This window comes from Spirosoma montaniterrae (assembly GCF_001988955.1).
Taxonomy (GTDB): domain Bacteria; phylum Bacteroidota; class Bacteroidia; order Cytophagales; family Spirosomataceae; genus Spirosoma; species Spirosoma montaniterrae.
In genome coordinates, this window is sequence record NZ_CP014263.1 from 3645444 (window position 1) to 3664042 (window position 18599).

The following is an 18599-nucleotide window of genomic DNA, read 5'->3' on the forward strand; positions in this document are numbered from 1 at the left end:
AATCAGGCTATCTGGCGCATCAATTCGCCGTCAGTTTCACAATAATGCCCGGCCCGTAGTACAGCACGTAATACGTATCGGGATTTTTGGTGCTTAGCTGAATATCGACGGGCGTAATAGCAGGCGAGAAAAGCGTAGTTGCCGGATTGTCGCCGTTGGCAACGCGGCCCGCCCCTGCAAAACCAAACTCGGTCACAACGGGCTTACCACCGGGGGCAAGCGCGAGGTCGGTCAGTCCTGTGAAGCCAGTTTTATAAATGGTTGGCGTAACCGGGGCCGTACCATTGGCATTCACCTGATAAATAGACGCGGCACCCGCCGGAAACGGGAAGCCCGTCAGCGTAGTCACTAAGAAATTAGTGCCGTCATAGACAATGCCCGTCGGTACGGCATTAATCATGCGCGGCCCTACCGGCGTGGGATTGGCAATGTTGGGGAATACGGCGTAAACGCTCAATGCACCGCTGTCTTTGTTACGCCGGATGATGGCATTGGCCCCTGCATCAACAATAAACAAGTCGCCGGTGGGACCAAACGCCAGATGGTACGGGTTGGAGTCTTTGGGGTCGGGCGCGTTCGGATGCGCGTTTCGTACAAACGTACCGATGTCATAGCCGGGCAGCGTGCTGGCTGCGATGGGCGGAGAAGTACCCGGCACAAACCCCGACACGTCGGCAATGTAAAGTTTTTCATCGACGCCATTCAGAATGTAGAGTTTTCCATCCCGATAAAGCAGGTGGTTAAGCCCTTCGGGTGAATTTTCGGGGCTGATGGCCGAACTGAAGCCCGTAATGGCCGCAAACCGCTGACCCGATGGCGTAATAACGGATACCTGCCCATTATTGACCGTACCGCTTCCGGCTTCAGTCACCCAAATATTGCCGTCTTTGTCGTCGGTCAGGCCAACAGGTGCCATCAGCCCGGCAGCTACGGGTGGCCCCTGAGCGGCTGAGAATGATGAGGGTATCGGAATGCGGTGATCCTGTACGCAACCGTTGAGGAAGACAAGCAAACTAACTGCTACCAGCGTAAGCAGTTGTAAGCGAATCAGACATGATTTCGTAGTCATATTAGGGGGAGTTTATGGTTAAACAGGTATTGCATACACAAAATCAGTTCAGCATATTCTTCCTCCACACCTACTATCTCACAACTGCTGCTTTCCGGCTACAAAAAAAGCTACTTAATTACCACATCCCGTGTTAAATTGAAACAAAAATGTAACACTCGTTAAAGTAAGCTGTGCATTTCTTATAGACAGTCGTATGAAACATGCTTTCCTCGTCCTAATCGCCTGCGCAGGTAGCTTTCTGCTCGGTGCTTTCATCAACAACGCCCGCGATCCGCAAAAACCCGTAACGGCAGACATGGCCGACGTGGCAGCCCGCCTTGTTGGCTTGGATTTCACACAGGCCGAGCGCGACTCGATGCTCGACAATCTCAATGACGCCCGCACTGACTTCGAGGCCCTGCGTAAAATCGACCTGCCGAACGACGTAGCCCCGGCGTTGTATTTCAGTCCGCTGCCCGCCGGGTTTCGCTTGCCAGCCGGGCCATCGTCGTTTCGGGCGTCGGGGGCTACGGGGCTAAAGCTCAACCGCGCCGATTTACCTTTTTATACCGTTGGGCAGTTGGGCGAACTGTTACGGACGCGGCAGATTACATCGCTCGAGCTTACGCAGTTTTTTCTAAATCGGCTCAGAAATTACGGGCCGCAACTCTACTGTACCATTACGCTGACCGAAGCCCTCGCGCTCGAACAGGCTCGCCGGGCCGACGCCGAAATCAAACAAGGTCGTTACCGGGGGCCGCTGCACGGCATTCCGTATGGCGCGAAAGATTTACTGGCGAAACAGGGCTACAAAACCACCTGGGGGTCAGTGCCGTACAAAGATCAGGTCATCGACACCGACGCAACGGTGATTCGCAAACTCGAAGAGGCCGGGGCGGTGCTGTGCGCGAAAATGTCGGTGGGCGAACTGGCCTGGGGCGATGTTTGGTTCGGCGGCATGTCGCGCAATCCGTGGAACCCAAAAACGGGGTCAAGTGGTTCGTCGGCGGGGTCGGCATCGAGTGTGTCGGCGGGGCTGTTACCTTTCGCCATTGGTACTGAAACGCTGGGGTCAATCGTCTCACCCTCTACCGTTTGCGGCACTACAGGGCTACGGCCTACGTTTGGGCGCGTGAGCCGGCACGGGGCAATGGCCCTGAGCTGGAGCATGGACAAAATTGGCCCGATTGCCCGCAGTGTAGAAGACTGCGCCCTTGTGTTCAACGCCATTTACGGTCCCGATGCCAACGACCCGACTACAGCCACAGCCGCTCCGTTTCGATACGCGCCCCTCTCGTCGCTGAAAGGCGTTCGCATCGGTTATCTCAAAAAAGCGTTCGAGAGCAATTATCCCAACCGCGCCAACGATTCATTAACGCTGCGAACACTGCGCCAGCTCGGTGCCGAACTCGTTCCGTTCGAGTTGCCAACAAACGTGCCGCCGAATCGGATTTCGTTCGTGCTGGGCGTTGAAGCAGCGGCTTCGTTCGACGAACTGACACGCTCGGGCCGCGACGATCAGATGGTACGGCAAATCAAGAATGCCTGGCCCAACGAGTTCAGGTCGTCGAGGCTGATTCCGGCAGTAGAATATGTTCAGGCCAACCGCGCCCGCACCCGGCTCATCAACGACATGCATACGGCCCTACAAACCGCCAAACTCGACGTGTATGTATCTCCGACCTATGCGGGCGGCAACCTAACGCTGACGAACCTCACCGGCCATCCCTGCGTGGTGCTGTCCAACGGTTTCAACCGGCAAACGCCCGCCACACCCACCAGCATTACGTTTATGGGGCAGCTTTTCGACGAAGGTAAGGTACTGGCCGTAGCCAAAGCCTATCAGGACGCTACGCAATGGCACCGGCAGCACCCAAAACTGGCCTTGTAATTTTTGTCATTCCGACGACGTAGGAATGACAAAAATTACATTCACCTTCACTTACTTTTCTGCTCCGCCAGTCCGAAGTTTTTCAGGTTAGTCAGTGCGGTAACGTTGATAATCTTCCACTGTCCGTCAAGTTTCTCTAATACCCGCGATTCTTTCGACGTTGTTTTCCCGTGACTGTCTAACAACGTCTGGTCGTAAGTAACGAAGGCCATATTCCCGTTCTGGTGAATGTTATAGTTGGCATTCTGTACCACCACTTTATCGGATACTTTTGTGCTTTTAAACTGGTTGGCAAACTGCTTTTCGAGTTTGTCCCAGCCTTCGATGAGCATGAAGTCACCGCCATACAAATTAGCCGCGAAATGTATGTACGGCTTGTGTGCCCACGCATTCGACCACATGGCTTTGTCGCGTTTGAAAAAGCCTTCTGTTTCGTTTCGGAGTACTCGTTTAATAGCCTCCTGATCTGTTTGCGCCCAGCCTGCCGACCCAACGCATAGCAAAACCGCCGTTACCAAAATAAGTCTTTTCATAACCAAAGCGATTTAGTAAGAAGGGAAGATAAACGAAAAAATTATACTATACAAGTATTTTTTTGACCAATCGGAACATAACGCGTGATCATACGCGTGTTCTTGTTACTTTAGTCAGCATACCAATCCCTGCTCTCATGACAAGACCTGCTGCCTGCAATCATCTCACAGAATTGATTGAGATTGTACCCGCCCGCGCCTACGTGTGTGACGAGTGCGTAAAAACCGGCGATACATGGGTTCACCTGCGTACCTGCCAAACCTGCGGCCAAACCCATTGCTGCGATTCCTCGAAGAACAAACACGCAACAAAGCATTATTACGCTACGGGGCATCCGGTAGTGGCTTCTGCCGAACCGGGCGAATATTGGGTGTGGTGTTATGCCGATGAGCAACTAGCAGAATATAAAAAAAAGCCGGATCAGTGACCCGGCTCTTTCTGCTCCACACCTAATAGTCTTGTTACAAGAAGTCTTTGATGAATCGAACTGGCTCTCACCGAAGAACAAGACAAAGGTTGCTGATTCAATTAAACATCAGATTAACAACTGATTAGAATACGATTAGAAAATAGTCCATCCCGTCTGATACGCGCCCGCTCATCCCAGACTTCTGCGCGTTTGTCACATAATCACCAAATTTGGCGTAAAGTAGTTGTAACCCTGTTTTCCTATTAGCAGTTTTGTACAACAAACACAAACCTACTTCTACCTGCATGGAGTTACAGCTTACAAATCTGACTAAAACCTACAGCAACGGCGTCAAAGCACTCAACAACGTATCGCTCACGATGGGCGCGGGTTTGTTCGGACTGCTTGGGCCTAACGGTGCGGGCAAATCGAGCCTGATGCGTACCGTTGCAACCTTGCAGGAAGCCGACAGCGGCTCTATCGCGTTCAGCGGGCCGTTTGGCACTATCGACGTGTTTGCCCAGCCCGACGCGCTCCGGCAGCGGCTCGGCTATTTGCCGCAGGAGTTTGGCGTATATCCGCGCATTGCTGCCGAAACCCTGCTCGATCATCTGGCTGTGCTGAAAGGCATTACCAATAGCCGCGAACGCAAAGAAACCGTAACGGCTTTGCTGCACAAAACCAATCTGTATAACGTTCGGACCAAAAGTCTCGGCGGCTATTCGGGCGGCATGAAACAACGGTTCGGCATTGCACAGGCCCTTCTTGCCAACCCCAGCCTGATTATTGTAGACGAACCCACGGCGGGCCTTGACCCCGGTGAGCGCAACCGGTTCCTGAACCTGCTTGGCGAACTCGGTGAAGACCGGATTATCATTCTTTCGACCCACATTGTGGAAGACGTGCAGGAGCTTTGCCGCGACATGGCCATTGTGAACAGAGGCACCATCCTGTTTCAGGGCCACCCCGACGAGGCATTGGCAACTGTGTCCGGGCGCGTCTGGCGCAAGCGCGTCAGCAAAGCTGAACTGACCGATCTCAAAGAGAACGCCAACATTATTTCTGAACGCATGGTGGCAGGCGACCCGGTTGTACATATCCTGGCCGACACCAACCCCGGCGCAGGTTTCCAGCCTATCGAACCCACCCTCGAAGACGTATATTTCACAAATATTCTGGGGATTCAACAACCGGCCCTGTAGAGACGCAAGATTTTGCGTCTCATCCCGCCGGATGGTTCTTACTGACGCGGCTGAGACGCAAAATCTATGGTTCTTGCTGACGCGGCTGAGACGCAAAATCTTGCGTCTCTACACAACCTAACCCCCTAAAACTATGCTTCTCGAAATACTCAGATTTGAGTGGGCCTACCGGCGTGGTCGGCCTGCCACCTACATCTATTTTGGTTTACTGTTTTTAATTGCGTTTCTGTCGCGGGCAACCGACGTCATTCAACTCAGCGCGGGCGGGCAACTAAAACAAAATGCGTCGCTCGGCACGGCTACGTCGATGGTGGTGCTGCTGTTTGTGTTCGGCACATTCATTATCTCGGCGGTGATGGGCGTGGCTATTGTGCGCGATAACGAAAACAATACAGAGAGCCTGTTTTTTACGACACCTGTTCGCAAAGCAGACTATCTCTTTGGACGATTTCTGGGTTCGTTCCTAATTCTGCTGCTGATACTGACGGGCATGCCACTCGGTATGTGGATTGCCGACCTGATGCCCTGGCGCGACGCCGACCGAATGCTACCCGTGCGGCCCATTATTTATTGGCAACCGTTTCTCACGCTGGCCGTGCCGCACGCGTTCATAATGAGCGTCATTTTCTTTTCGGTGGGTGCGCTCAGCCGTCGAATGGTGGTTATTTTCACGCAGGGGCTGTTTTTCCTGATTTTGTATTTTTCGGGACAGGCTTTGCTGAGTCAGATCGACAACCGCGACGTGGCCGCCCGGCTCGATATTTTCGGTATTCGCGCCCTCAGCGAACTAACGCGCTACTGGCCCGTTGCCGAACAGAACTACCGCTTAGTGCCGATGGAAGGTATTCTGCTCGAAAACCGGCTTATCTGGCTGGCCGTGGCACTCGCGCTGCTGGCCATCACGTACCGGATTTTTGCGTTTCGGGTCATGAATACCGGCACTGGTAAACTCGGTTTCCTGACCCGCAAACAGGCTGCCAATACCGAAGCCCTACCCGTACCGCCCGCCCTGACACTCCCGCGTGTGCATCAACAGTTTAACTGGACAGCGCGGTTTACGGTATTCCGGCGCATGGTCGCCTTTTACGCCCGCGTGGTTTACCGCGACATGCCGTTCATAGCACTGGCCATTTCGGGTTTTGCACTGCTTGTTTTTACGCTTTATCAGGAAACACAGGTCGATACGCCCCAACTGCCGCTAACCTCCGAAATTGTCAATGTGATCACGAGCAATATCTTCTCGATCATCGTTTTGCTCATTGGCGTGATGTACGCGGGCGAGTTAGTCTGGCGTGAACGGGCCATTCGGCTGGCGCAAATTCAGGATGCGATGCCTCTGCCGACGGGTCTCACCTATCTGGCACAGTTTGTGGCCGTTCTGCTCGTGATGGCGAGCCTGTTTATTGGGGCTGTGGGTATCGGGATGCTGGCGCAGTTGGCACAGGGCTACGTGCAGATTGAACCCAGTTTATACGCAAAGGAAGTGGCAACAACCATGCTCTCGCTGAGCATTACCATCGGGCTGGCGTTTGCGGTTCAGTTGCTGCTCAACAATAAATTTGCGGGCCACGCGGTCATTATTTTGGTACTTTTTGGCTGGGATCAGCTTCGTAAAGTTGGGCTGGAACACCCGCTTACGCAGTTCGATTCGGGCGGCACTGGCGCGTACTCCGACCTGAATGGCTACCTGAATCCCATTGGTGGGTATTTGTGGCTGAAAACCTACTGGCTGGCGTTTGTGGGGTTGCTGCTGGTAGCGGGTCTGCTGCTATCGGTACGCGGTACGGAAGAATCGATCAACATTCGGGGGCAACAGGCACGTCGTCGGCTGACGAGGCCGTTTGCCATAGCCTTAGGTGCAGTAGCCGTGCTATTGCTATCGAGCGGGGCGGTGGTGTATTACAACACGAGCGTACTGAATCGATTTGAGACCGAAAGCGAGCAGGAAGCCTGGTCGGTTGAGTTCGAAAAGGTACTGAAACCATACGCCCGCGAACCGCAGCCCAAAATTACGGGCGTATCGCTGGACGTTGACCTGTTTCCCAGCCAGCGGGGCTTTTCGGCAACGGGTACGTACAAACTTCAAAATCGTACCAAACAGCCCGTTAAGGCCATCTATGTGCAGCTATATCCCTCCGACGACCTGCACCTGACCCGGCTGACGTTCAGTAAACCCGGTCGGCTCGACAGCACGTATGCCGGGCGGTTTTGGTTCCGGCTTTACACACTGGCCCAGCCGCTGCAACCCGGCGATTCGCTGCAAATGACCTTCGCCGAACGCTATACTACTCGTGGTTTTACCGCCGACGGAGCCAGTTCGTCTATTATTCCCAACGGCACGTTTATCGATCAGCAGTATTTTCCGACGCTGGGCTACGAAGACCGCTACGAACTGGCCGACGACGACAAGCGCAAGGAAAACAACCTGCCCGAAAAAGAACGGCTCCCCGCCCGCAACGACCCCAAAGGGCTGGTTCAGGGCGCATTAGGCGACGATGCCGACGAAGTTGACTTTGCCATTACCGTCAGCACCGAAGCCGACCAGACCGCCGTGGCACCCGGCTATCTGCAACGGACGTGGGAAAAGCCCGGCCCCGATGGGCAACCGCGCCGGTATTTCAGCTACCGGATGGATCGACCTATTGCCAATTTCTACGCCATTGTATCGGCCCGGTTTGCCATTCGCAAGGAGTTGTACAAGCCCAAAGCGGGCAATCCGGTGAGCCTGGAAATCTATTACCACCCCGCCCACGCCGAGAACCTCGACCGGATGATGCGCGGCATGAAAGCGTCGCTCGACTATTACAGTGCAAACTTCGGCCCGTATCAGCACCGGCAGTTACGACTGCTTGAATTTCCACGCTACCGGGGTTTCGCCCAGTCGTTTGCCAACACAGTGCCGTTTGCTGAAGGCATGGGCTTCACACAAAAAATCAGCGACGAGCCGGACAAAATCGACTACGCGTTCTACGTAACCTGCCACGAAACGGCACACCAGTGGTGGGGGCATCAGGTCGAGTCGGCCAATGTGCAGGGCGGTACGCTGCTTATCGAAGCACTGTCGCAATACAGTGCGCTGATGGTGATGAAGCAGGCATATCCGAAGGAGATGATGCAGAAATTCCTGAAAAACGAATTGAACGACTATTTGTCGGGCCGGTCGTTTGAGCGGAAGAAAGAACGGCCTTTGGCTACGGTCGAGAATCAGCAGTACATTCACTACAACAAAGGTTCGCTGGCGATGTTTGCCTTGCAGGATTATGTTGGCGAAGCAAACGTGAACCGGGCCTTGCGCTCGTTCCGCGACAAATGGAACTTAGACCAGTTAGCTCAAAACGGACGCTACCCCACCTCTGCCGATCTGATTGCCGAGTTCCGCGCCGTTACACCCGACAGCCTCCAATCGGTCATTACGGATATGTTTGAGACGATCACCCTGTTCGAGAACAAAGTCGACAAAGTGACGACGAAGCCTGCTGGCAAAGCCTACGACGTTACGCTGACCGTGTCGGCGGCTAAGTTCCGGGCCGATTCGCTTGGTAATGAGACACCCGTCAAACTCAACGACCTGATTTACATCGGCGTCTACGGCGAGGGCAAAAACGACCAGGATAAGCTGCTATTTTACAGAAAATACCGCCTGACGAAGCCCAAAGAGACAATCACGGTACGCGTAAACGAAAAGCCCACCCGTGCAGGCATCGACCCACTCAATCTTTTAGTCGACCGCAACTCCGGCGACAATGTGAAAACGGTTGAATGAAATGAATAGTGAAAAGTGAATAGTGAAAAATGATGGGTCTCGCCACACTTTTCACTATTCACTTTTCACTTTTAACTACTTATCCCACCAAACCGGCGTGTCGATATCATCGATGCTCCGCAGTCCCTGACTTTGAATAGCTGCGTCGAGATTCGTGCGGTTCACCGAATTTTCGGCATCGGGATACGATAGGCGGTTGATGAAATTACCCCGAATGGTTTTACCGGAGTACGGGTTTGGCGTCAGAACGGGGAAGTTCGCCCGGCGGAAGTTCGCCCAGGTTTCGGGGAAATTCAGGAACGAAGCAATCCAGTACTGCGTACCAATCTGTTCCAGACCGCGAGCCGGTACAAAGGGATTTGCCGTCAGATAGGCCGTGATGTCGGCAGCCGCTACCGCCGAACCCGCGTCATACTCAGCCAGTTGCTGCATATGAGCCGTTACGCCTGCGTTGTAGAACGTAGCTGCGCTACCCGTGGTCCAGCCACGCTGGACGGCTTCGGCCAACAGCAATTGCGTTTGGGCGAACGTGACGAAGTAGTTCGGCGAAGCAAGTTTGCCCATGCGCGTGCGGTCGAGTTGCGAGTAGTCGTAGAAGCTTGCCAGACCGTCGCGGGTTGCCTGAGCCGGAATAGTGGGGTTATCGAAGCCCATCGGCATGCCAATTTGCACAGCCACCGTGCGATTGGCGCGGGCGGCTGTCTGTTGCGAACCCGACGTAGCTCCCACATAACGCACGGCGATGGCGGGCAAACGGGGGTCGTTGGTGTTTTTGAGCTGGTCGACAAACGGCTTGGTCAGGTAGTAATTGTTGGCTTCCGAGCCGTTCAGTGTACCTCCCGTCGAGTTGGTATAATTGGCGTCGTGTCGAATTACGGCGTTGTCGGCATTCGACTGCATAACACCACCCGTTACGGCCCGCTGCACAATCTGCTGAGCCAGTGTGGGGTTAACCGCCGAAAGGCGCATACCGGCGCGGAGCATAAGCGAGAACGCCAGCCGACGCCATTTTACCACGTCGCCCTGATACATAATCTCGCCGGTTTCGCGGGTCTTGGCGGCATCGAGCCCTGCTGCGGCTTCGGTCAGCTCTTTGATGATGTCGGTGTAGATGGCTTCCTGCTTGTCGTATTTAGGAAACGCAATTCCTTCCAGATACCCCAGCCCGGCTTCCGTGTAGGGAATGTCGCCGTAGGTATCGGTCAGAATCATCATAACATTGGCGCGCCAGATTCGGGCCGAGTGGTACAGGTTCGAGCGATTGGCGTTGGTGCGCGTTTGCTCGATTACGTCGACTAAGTGCCGGTTTGCATTCTGGAAATAGTTGTTCCAGTTAGCTGCGTTGCGCGGTTTGTTATCGACGTTAAAATTGGCTCCTGCCAATACAGTGCCGTTGGGCGAGATGATTTGCTGCACAATGCCGGCTTCAAAAACCAGCGCATCGCCCCCCGGATAGGCACTGCTCAGTATGCCGTTGTTCAGCAGCAGTACTGGGTTGAGGGCCGTAGGAGAGTTGGGGTTGACATTCAGTTGATCGAACCCCTGTTCGCAGCTTGTAGCGAACAACAAAGCCGCGCAGAAACTTCCGATTAAAAATATTTTTTTCATGTGTTATAGCGTTTACCCCACCCCAACCCCTCCCCATTAGGGAGGGGCTTATGAAGCCAGATGGTTCAGTCCCTCCCTAATGGGGAGGGGTTGGGGTGGGGTTATGTTAAAATCTTGCGTTCAGGTTAAAACCAATGCTACGGGTTGTGGGTACGCCAGTGGCTTCGAGGCCTACTACGTTGTCGGATGAGAAACCGAACTGTTCGGGATCAATATTGTCGACCCATTTTTTCAGCAGCAGCACGTTATTGCTCACCGCACTTAGGCGCAATCCTTTGATGAACATCGTTTTGGGCAGGAAGCGTGTGAAATCGTAGCCGAGCGACACCTGACGGAGTTTAATGAACCCGCCGTTATACACGACGGCTTCGCCCGTGCTGTTTGCCACCATAGTTTCGTAGTAAATTTGGGCATTTACGCGGGCGGTGTTGGGTTCACCGTTCGGGCCAACGCCGGCACCGGTCATCAGGTAGTTGGGACTGTCGCGCCCAACGAGCGTCATCTGGTGCAGCCCGTGGCGGATGGCGTTCCGGTTTGTACCCGAAATCATTTGGTTGCCTAAGCGATAGTCGATCAGGAACGAGAGATTGATGCCTTTGTAGTTGAACGTGTTGGTAACACCGCCAAACCACCTGGGCAGAGCCGAGCCAAACGAGATCTGTTGCGGTCCACGCTGGGGCAGGCCAGAAGCGGTGTGGATAAGTTGCCCCTGTGCATTGCGTAGCAGCGGAAAGCTGTAAATCTGACCAAGTGGCCGACCCACAACTTGCCGCAGTTCGCCAATGAACACCCCGCCCCCCGTAACGATCTGAGCGGGTTGACCGTTTTTGTCATAGTCTTTTTCGGGCGTGCCATCGTCGTCGGTTAGCAGACGCAGGAGTTTGGTTTCGTTGTAGGCTGCGTTGAAACTGATATCCCAGCTAAAGTTGGCACCGCGTGCGGGCGAACCGGTCAGCAACAATTCAATACCCCGGCTCTGGCTTTGGCCGCTGTTGATAAGCTGATCGAAATAACCCGACCCGGTCGAAATCTGAGCCGCCACAATCTGGTCGCTCGTGATTTTGTTGTAATACGCAACGTCGAAACCAATTCGGTTGTTGAGGAACTTCATCTCCAGACCGAACTCGGTTTCGGCAACGCGCATGGGCTTCAGGTCGGTGTTGGGTACGCGATTCCCTGAAATGAAACCAACGGGTTGTCCCTGAAACAGGTTGGCATTTACGCCGTAGAAAAGCCCGTTGGCGTAGGGTGGCACGTCGGTATCGCTACCCACTTCGGCATAGGCTGCCCGCAGCTTACCGAACGTAATCCAGTCGGGCATGGCATTGTTGAAAGCTTGCGAGAACACAAAACTGCCTGTTACCGACGGGTATAGAATACTGCGGTTGCCGGGTGCCAGCGTCGAGAACCAGTCGTTGCGGGCCGTAGCGTTCAGGAACAGATAATCGTTATACGACAAACCTACCTGAGCATAGAGCGAGTTAACTTTCCGTTCGCTGAAGTTGTAGGTTGGGTCTTTGATACGAGCGTTTTGGGGTGTATAAAGGCCGCGCACCACAAAATCCTGGGCAAACACGCTGTTGTTATCGCCGTATCGATACAACTGGTTGCCACCCAGCAACACATCAACGCCTATTTTACCAATGTTGCGGTTAGCTCCTATGAGAAAGTCGGCGTTAACTTCGCGCGAACGGCGCGTCTCCTGAACCACCCATCCATTCGCAAAGCCAGCCGGTGCCGGGGCTTGTGCTGCCGAACCCGTTGGAAAGTTATAGTTCTGATTTCTTGACCAATAGTCCTGTCCAATCCGGCCCTGTACATACAGCCAATCGGTGAAATTGTAACGCAGGGCTACATTCCCGAAAACGCGGTCGCGCTGTATTTTCTCAAACTTGTCGCTCAATGTAAAGTAGGGGTTTGTACGGTTGCGGAAGCGCGACCAGACAAACTCGTTCCCATCGGCGTCGTATCTATTGGCTTCCATCACGTCGAATGGCATCGAGTTAGCCATCGTGTACAGCACCGTTGGAATCGTAAAATCCTGCTGGGCAATCTGGGGCGGATTCCGGTTGTCTTCATACGAGTAATTGATCGTTCCCGAGACGTTCAGTTTGGGCACTACGTTATAGTTGAACCCGAAGTTGATGCTCTGCCGCTTGAACGTATTGTTGGGGGTAATGCCTTTCGAGTCGAGGTTAGAGGCCGAAATGGTCATGCCGCCTTTCTCGCCCGACGTCGACAACTGAATGGTATTGGTCCAGTTGAGGCCGTTCCGATAAAACTGCCGAATCCGGTTGCGCACAGGCTCATACGGCACCGTAACACCCCCGAACAGCACTTGCGTCATGCCCGGCTGAAACCGCTCGCCCCAGCTCCAGACGCCCGATGTAGGGTTGGGCGTAGTGGGCCGAACGCCGTTTTCGCCCTGCCCGTATTCATACTGATAGTCTGTAAAATCGAGCGGCTGCTCAATAGTCATGTTGCTGTTATAGGTCACACCAATGCCCGCGCTGGTGCCTTTGGTCTTGGTCGTTATCATAATAACGCCATCTTTGGCCCGTGACCCATACAGAGCCGCTGCCGTTGCGCCCTTCAACACGGTCATTTGCTCGATGTCGTCGGGGTTGATACTGCTCAGACCATCGCCCCCGTCGGAGTTGTTGAAGCCCCGGTTGCCCACCGACGCGTCAGAACCATTATTACCAGAGTTGATGCTGAAGTTTGTGTTGTCGATAGGTACGCCGTTAACAACGATAAGCGGGCTATTCTGCCCCGAAAACGACGACTGCCCCCGAATCCTGATTTTACTCGTAGAGGCAGGCCCGGTGCCGAGACCTGAAATCTGAACCCCCGCCATTTTACCTTGCAGGGCGTTCATGAAGTTGGGCTGGCGGTTTACGTTAATCTGATCGGACCCCAGCGTAGCTGTGGCATAGCCAAGCGTTTTGGTCTCTTTCTTGATACCCAGAGCCGTTACAACCACCTCGTCTAAGTTCTGATCGGTTTCCCGCAGCGTTACGTTAATCTGCGACTGATTGCCGACTTTTATCTCCTGTCCGGCAAATCCAATGGCACTGAAAACGAGCGTGGCGTTGGGTGTCACATTTAAACTGAAGTTTCCGTCGGCATCGGTGGTTGTTCCTACCTGCGAATTTTTCACTAAAATACTTGTTCCCGGAACAGGTTGCTGATCTTTCCCGGACAGTACGCGCCCCGTCACCCGCCGGTCTTGCGCGTGTGCAGTGTTTACCATCAGAAATACCGCCGACAGCAGCATACCGATTGACCACACCAGTTTGTGTAGATTGTGCTTCATGATTGATATACAATTGGTTAACTATATTCTTATTTGATAAAATCAACTCTTTCTTGGTAAGATCATACCATGCGGGAGAAAGAGGTATATACATCTTTTCTACTTTGTCTTCTATGAGTATTTTCCGGTTCGCTACTTACTATACGTTTGATTTTTTCGGCTCAAAATAACCAAAGGCCCGGTCAAATCAGCCGAGCCTTTCAAGAGTCTACAATCGCTCTACCTCACCGTTGGCGTAACGAATACTCAGCACTTCGTTGCGCGGCAGCACGTAGTCAGGACCGTCTTTCCATCGGCATTTTTTATAGCGAATTTCGTTAACGCCAATTTCAGAAATATCGGCATCAATCAGGTCGCCACTTCGCAGTACAAGCTGATCGCAGGTGGGCAACGCGTTTGCCGGAGTTTTAGGTTTTTCCTCGACCAGATTTGGCTGCTCGGGTTGTTTTTCTATGTTATCCGGGGGTTGTTTTTCTCCTTTCGTCGCTGGCGGACTTGGTCTGGCCTTAGCTGGTCTTGCTTTGTTACCCCGTTCTGTTACTACTGCCGATGCGCTACTCATTACTGTATCGCCAACCGCTGCCGACGCTGGCCCCTCGAACCGAATAACTTCGCCTGGTTTATCACGGTATTGAAACCAAAGCCAGCCCGCACTTAGTAGCAGCGCGGTCAAACATGCCAAAAAGATGGTTCTTGAACGGGTTTCCGGGTCGGTTTGGGGCTTGCGCGGTTCCTGCATCGGTTTTAGGTTTTATAGCTGGTTTCAGCAGCCACCTGTTCAGGAACAAATGGCTACTGAAACCAGATACACGCTACGAAATCACGGTTTTGGCGCACCTTTCGAGTTGCTACCCGCCACCGGAGCCAGCGAATTGATCCAGGCGGCAATTTTCAGCGCGTCGGCTTTGGGAACCTGCGGCATGGGCGGCATCTCGGTTGCATAGTCGGGCCAGTTTTGCGGTTTGGGATTATAGATCAGCTCCACAATCTGGTCGTTGGTGTACTTCCGCTTCGCAACGTCGGCGTAGGCCGGGCCAACCTGCCGCTTGTTGGTCTGGTGGCAGGCCAGGCACGTATGCCGGGCCAGCAAGCCTTTCACCTCATCATAGGTTGGTGCTTTCGCCATTGTTACAGCCTGGCCTTCAACTAATTTCGGCTTTGCTCCCCGCGTAGATTCGCCGGTTGCTGCCGATTTCGCGCCTTTGGCCGGAACGCCCTTCTTCCCCGCCGGAGCCGTAGGAGCCGCTGCCGCCGGAGCCGGTGCAGCCGCCGTGTTGGTTGTACTCAATTCGCTAACGGCCAGTTTCTGCCCGTCGGGAATGTTGTTGAGCGTGTAATAGGCAATCGGGTGAATGAGCGAATATGAACCCTCCTGCCCCCGAACGCCATCGAGCGTTAGCTGATGAATGTAATATTTCTTCAGACCATCGACTACCAACCGTGCTTTCAGGCCATCGGGCGAAACTTTCACGCCTTTCAGCGTCATTGCTTCTTTGTTGATGGTTGGGCTGCCATACACGGGGTGGTATTTGTAGATAAAACTTTCGACCCGGTACGATGCCAGATCTTCTGCCGATTTGCGGTCGACGGGTTTCGTAAACTCTACCTCGAAGCCGTCGGGCATGGCCTTTACGGTACGCATCTCAAACGGCACCGAGCCGTTCCAGACGAGCCGCTGCAAGCCTTCGTTGGCGTCGCCCGCCGAACCCCAGCCCCGGTTGGTTTCGCCCACAAACAGCGACCCATCTTTGCCCCACGCCATGCGCAGCACACCCGACCGGAATCCGCTGCGGAGTTCGATGGCTCCGCCCTGATACTCGCCGTTTACCTTTTCCATGAACACCCGCGAAATCTTGCTCATGCCCTGATCGCCCACGAGCAACTGCCCGGCAAAAGGGCCAAACGTGCCTTGCGGAATTTCGAGAATTTCAGAGTTCGAGATACCCAGAATACCATGCGGCAACCAAACGGCGGGCGTCTGAATATCGACGTTCGGAAACTGCTCTTTCAGGGCATATAGCACGTTCGGGGTTTCGTTGACTACGTTTTCGGGTTTAATGGCCCGCCCGTTTTCGTCGCGACGCTGGCGCGGGTCTACTTTGGCGTAAAGCTGTTCGGTTGTGAGTTTCACCGGCGAATTGGGCGCACCCGTCCAGCGCAAACCTGCGGGGTGGCCCACAAACGACCCTTTTCTGACGTGAACCACGCCCCCCGATCCCATCCAGTCACCCTGATTATCGGCGTAGAACAGTTCGCCTTCGTAAATACCCAGACCAGCGGGCGAACGCATACCGGTTGCCCAGGGCTGCATCTGCCCCGTTTCGCTGATTTTCATCGTCCAGCCGCGCCAGGGCACCCGGCTTTCGCCCCGCCACCATTCCTCGTCACCGAAGGCTACATTGCCCGTCACGAAAAACTGACCGTCGGGCGCAATTTTCGGGCCGAAACTGTATTCGTGGTAATGCCCCGACAACGGCCACGCATATACCGTCTCGAACAGATCGGCTTTGCCATTTTTGTCGGTATCGACCAATTTGGTTAGCTCTCCGCGCTGAGCGCAATACAGCGCACCGTCTTTATAGGTCAGGCCCAGAATCTCGTGCAGCCCCGACGCGAACTTGCGGAAATACGGTTTGCGGCTGGTCGGATTCTCCACAATCCAGACGTCGCCCCGGCGCGTTGCTACACCCAGGTCACCGTTGGGCAGCACCGTCAGGCCGCCCACTTCGAGCAGCGTACCTTCGGGAGCAGTCACTTTCAGAATCTTAAAGAAATCTTCCTCTTTGGGCGATTCCTGCGCCCGCGCCGACAGCATGGTTGCCACGGCAAAGAGGGTTGTTAGTATCTTTTTCATTAAAACAAAATTGAGTAAACTACTTTCCCTTTCACTGGCACGATCAATTCCTGCCGATTGCCAACCGTGCGCACGGTTGGTTTGGCTCCGCCGAGGTCATCGACACGAACATACTGCTCACCATCGATCAGATACATGCCGTTTTCCATCGCGTTGATGGTAACACCGCTGGCAAGCCGGGCGTAGAGGTCAGCCGGGGCATTGGCAATGGTCACTTCGCGCTGGAGGCCCTGCCCCTCGTTCAGCACCCGGATTTTATCTTCGACCGATGCGCCGTGGCTTTCATATCGGAATGTAGGTCGGTCTTCGCTGTCGAGCACATAGCCTCTGGGCCGGAAACCGGAGCCGGTAGTATCGGCCAGCCAGTTGGTTAGGGGCGATGCTAATCTGGTCAGAAACAGCAGGGGTGTGCCCATGCGCTGCACCATACCCATCGGGCGCGAGGAGCCATCGCCCCGGTCGTGCCACATGGGCGTGGCATCTAAAAACTGCCCCCGCCAGACCTGCACAATGGCCCCTTTGTCGAGGTCATACGTGTAATGCACCTGGGTGGGGCTGCCTACCGAAATACCGTGTGTGACACGGATGGTTTTACCTTTGGCATCGCTTACGCCCGGCAAATCCATGAACGACCTCAGCAGGGTGTTGGTCGGCGTTTCTACCAGAATTGGGTCAACGGTTTCGCCTTCGCCCCCGTTTTTATCGCTGATAACAAACTCACGAACGCCCGGTCCTGCAACGGCCAAACCCAGTCCCGGCTGCACCCAATCGACGAATTTTGCATAGAGCAATTCAAACGGCAGGTCGCCTTTGGGTAGCGTAGTTTTGCCGGTAGCGTTCCACTCGCCGGGCGCAATCACCTGCTGATTATTGATCTTGAGCAGACCACCGCCCCCCGGCACACCGAGGTTGAAGCGGTATTCGCCCGGCTCGGCCACCCGAAGCGTACCCGTATATCGAATCAAAAACTCGTTCGGAATCTTGCTGACCGACGACGACAGCACCGTAGTTGGGCCTTCGGATTCGGGCGCAGTTTTGTCATATTCGGGTTCTTTTTCATACTTGCCTTTGTAGATGGCGTATTTCAGATTCAACAGTTCGGGCCGGGGTTTGTCGTAGTTGACGTACCGGATATTACGGAAAGCCACGGCTCCGTGATCGCCCTGGAGCATCAGCGGGCCGCTTGCTTTTTCGTCCTCAAACGCGGCTGCGCGGGTAGGGCCGGTCAGTTCAACGTCTTCATGAATGGTAACGCCGTTCAGTTCGACCCGAATCATGCGGGCGTTTTCGGTTTTCTGCCCCTGTGCGTTGAAACGCGGAGCCTGAAACGAGATTTTCAAGTGCTGCCACAGCCCCGGCGCACGGCTGGCATTTTGCCGGGCCGGGTGGCCTTCGTAGCCTTTCTGCCCGTCGGGTCGTTTGTCGTCCCAGCGTTCGTAGATCGAGCCATTGTCAACGACGCGCGGGCTTTTCACGTCCCAGCTATCGAACAGTTGCACCTCATAGCGGCCTTGCAAATACACGCCGGAGTTCGACCCTTTCGCCATCATGTAGTCGAGTTCGAGGTCAATATCACCATGTTCGAGATTGGTGAGCAGGTTAAACTGCTGACCGTACTGCGTTTGCCCGCCTTTTGGCGGAACCGGCACGTTTACCAGCACACCTGTACCTTTATCGGCAGCGATTGTATTGGCTTTGGCGAGATCGGCGCGGGCGTTGCCAGCAATGCGCCAGTTCGACGCGGGCGATTTAAACGCGCTCAAGTCATTGATTGCGAGGGGGATACCTGGCGTTGGGGCGGGTTGAGCAAACGCCATGCCGACACCGAGTAGCCAACCGATGCCGGGCAACCCGCCGAAACGAAGGGAGCCAGAAATGTTTTTCATATATAGATTGGTAATTGGAGGGCGAAATTTACCATTTTTTCTTCCTAAAAGGACGTAATCAGGCAATTACCCTATCTTTGGGCGT

The 18599-nt window shown here is 54.3% G+C and carries 11 protein-coding genes; 4 read left to right on the top strand and 7 right to left on the bottom strand.

The window, feature by feature from the left end; genetic code table 11:
* Window positions 1-19 precede the first annotated feature (19 nt).
* On the bottom strand, window positions 20-1069 hold the full coding sequence (locus AWR27_RS15770) for a ScyD/ScyE family protein (RefSeq protein ID WP_077132056.1): 1050 nt from the start codon (window positions 1067-1069) through the stop codon (window positions 20-22).
* Window positions 1070-1265: 196 nt separating this feature from the next.
* Here AWR27_RS15770 and AWR27_RS15775 point away from each other — a divergent pair, with 196 nt between their 5' ends.
* Entirely contained in the window at window positions 1266-2942 is a 1677-nt protein-coding gene (locus AWR27_RS15775; RefSeq protein ID WP_077132057.1) for an amidase, read from the top strand.
* Between the two features lie 47 nt (window positions 2943-2989).
* Here the strand turns inward: AWR27_RS15775 and AWR27_RS15780 are convergent, their stop codons facing one another.
* Complete coding sequence (locus tag AWR27_RS15780) at window positions 2990-3475, bottom strand: nuclear transport factor 2 family protein (RefSeq protein ID WP_077132058.1); 486 nt, start codon at window positions 3473-3475, stop codon at window positions 2990-2992.
* A 137-nt stretch (window positions 3476-3612) separates the two neighbouring features.
* On the opposite strand from AWR27_RS15780, the gene AWR27_RS15785 reads away from it, so the two are divergent.
* The 3 genes from AWR27_RS15785 (at window position 3613) to AWR27_RS15795 (ending at window position 8850) form a co-directional block, all read left to right on the top strand.
* A complete protein-coding gene (locus AWR27_RS15785) occupies window positions 3613-3903 on the top strand; it encodes a UBP-type zinc finger domain-containing protein (RefSeq protein ID WP_077132059.1) in 291 nt (96 codons plus the stop codon).
* Window positions 3904-4190: 287 nt separating this feature from the next.
* Window positions 4191-5087 (top strand): ABC transporter ATP-binding protein, encoded by an 897-nt coding sequence (locus tag AWR27_RS15790; RefSeq protein ID WP_077132060.1) that lies wholly within the window; start codon window positions 4191-4193, stop codon window positions 5085-5087.
* 133 nt (window positions 5088-5220) lie between these two features.
* Entirely contained in the window at window positions 5221-8850 is a 3630-nt protein-coding gene (locus AWR27_RS15795; RefSeq protein WP_077132061.1) for an ABC transporter permease/M1 family aminopeptidase, read from the top strand.
* 75 nt (window positions 8851-8925) lie between these two features.
* On the opposite strand, the gene AWR27_RS15800 is transcribed toward AWR27_RS15795, so the two are convergent.
* The 5 genes from AWR27_RS15800 to AWR27_RS15820 all read right to left on the bottom strand — a co-directional run bounded on the left by AWR27_RS15800 (window position 8926) and on the right by AWR27_RS15820 (window position 18514).
* Entirely contained in the window at window positions 8926-10458 is a 1533-nt protein-coding gene (locus AWR27_RS15800) for a SusD/RagB family nutrient-binding outer membrane lipoprotein (RefSeq protein WP_077132062.1), read from the bottom strand.
* 106 nt (window positions 10459-10564) lie between these two features.
* Window positions 10565-13774 (bottom strand): SusC/RagA family TonB-linked outer membrane protein, encoded by a 3210-nt coding sequence (locus AWR27_RS15805; protein WP_077132063.1) that lies wholly within the window; start codon window positions 13772-13774, stop codon window positions 10565-10567.
* A gap of 208 nt (window positions 13775-13982) precedes the next feature.
* Window positions 13983-14513: a hypothetical protein gene (locus AWR27_RS15810; protein ID WP_077132064.1), complete on the bottom strand. Its 531-nt coding sequence runs from the start codon at window positions 14511-14513 to the stop codon at window positions 13983-13985.
* Between the two features lie 81 nt (window positions 14514-14594).
* The gene (locus AWR27_RS15815) at window positions 14595-16628 is read right to left on the bottom strand and encodes a c-type cytochrome (RefSeq protein ID WP_077132065.1); all 2034 of its coding nucleotides are present in this window, start codon (window positions 16626-16628) and stop codon (window positions 14595-14597) included.
* Entirely contained in the window at window positions 16628-18514 is a 1887-nt protein-coding gene (locus AWR27_RS15820) for a 3-keto-disaccharide hydrolase (protein WP_077132066.1), read from the bottom strand. The genes AWR27_RS15815 and AWR27_RS15820 overlap by 1 nt, the downstream gene beginning before the upstream one ends.
* Window positions 18515-18599: the final 85 nt, after the last annotated feature.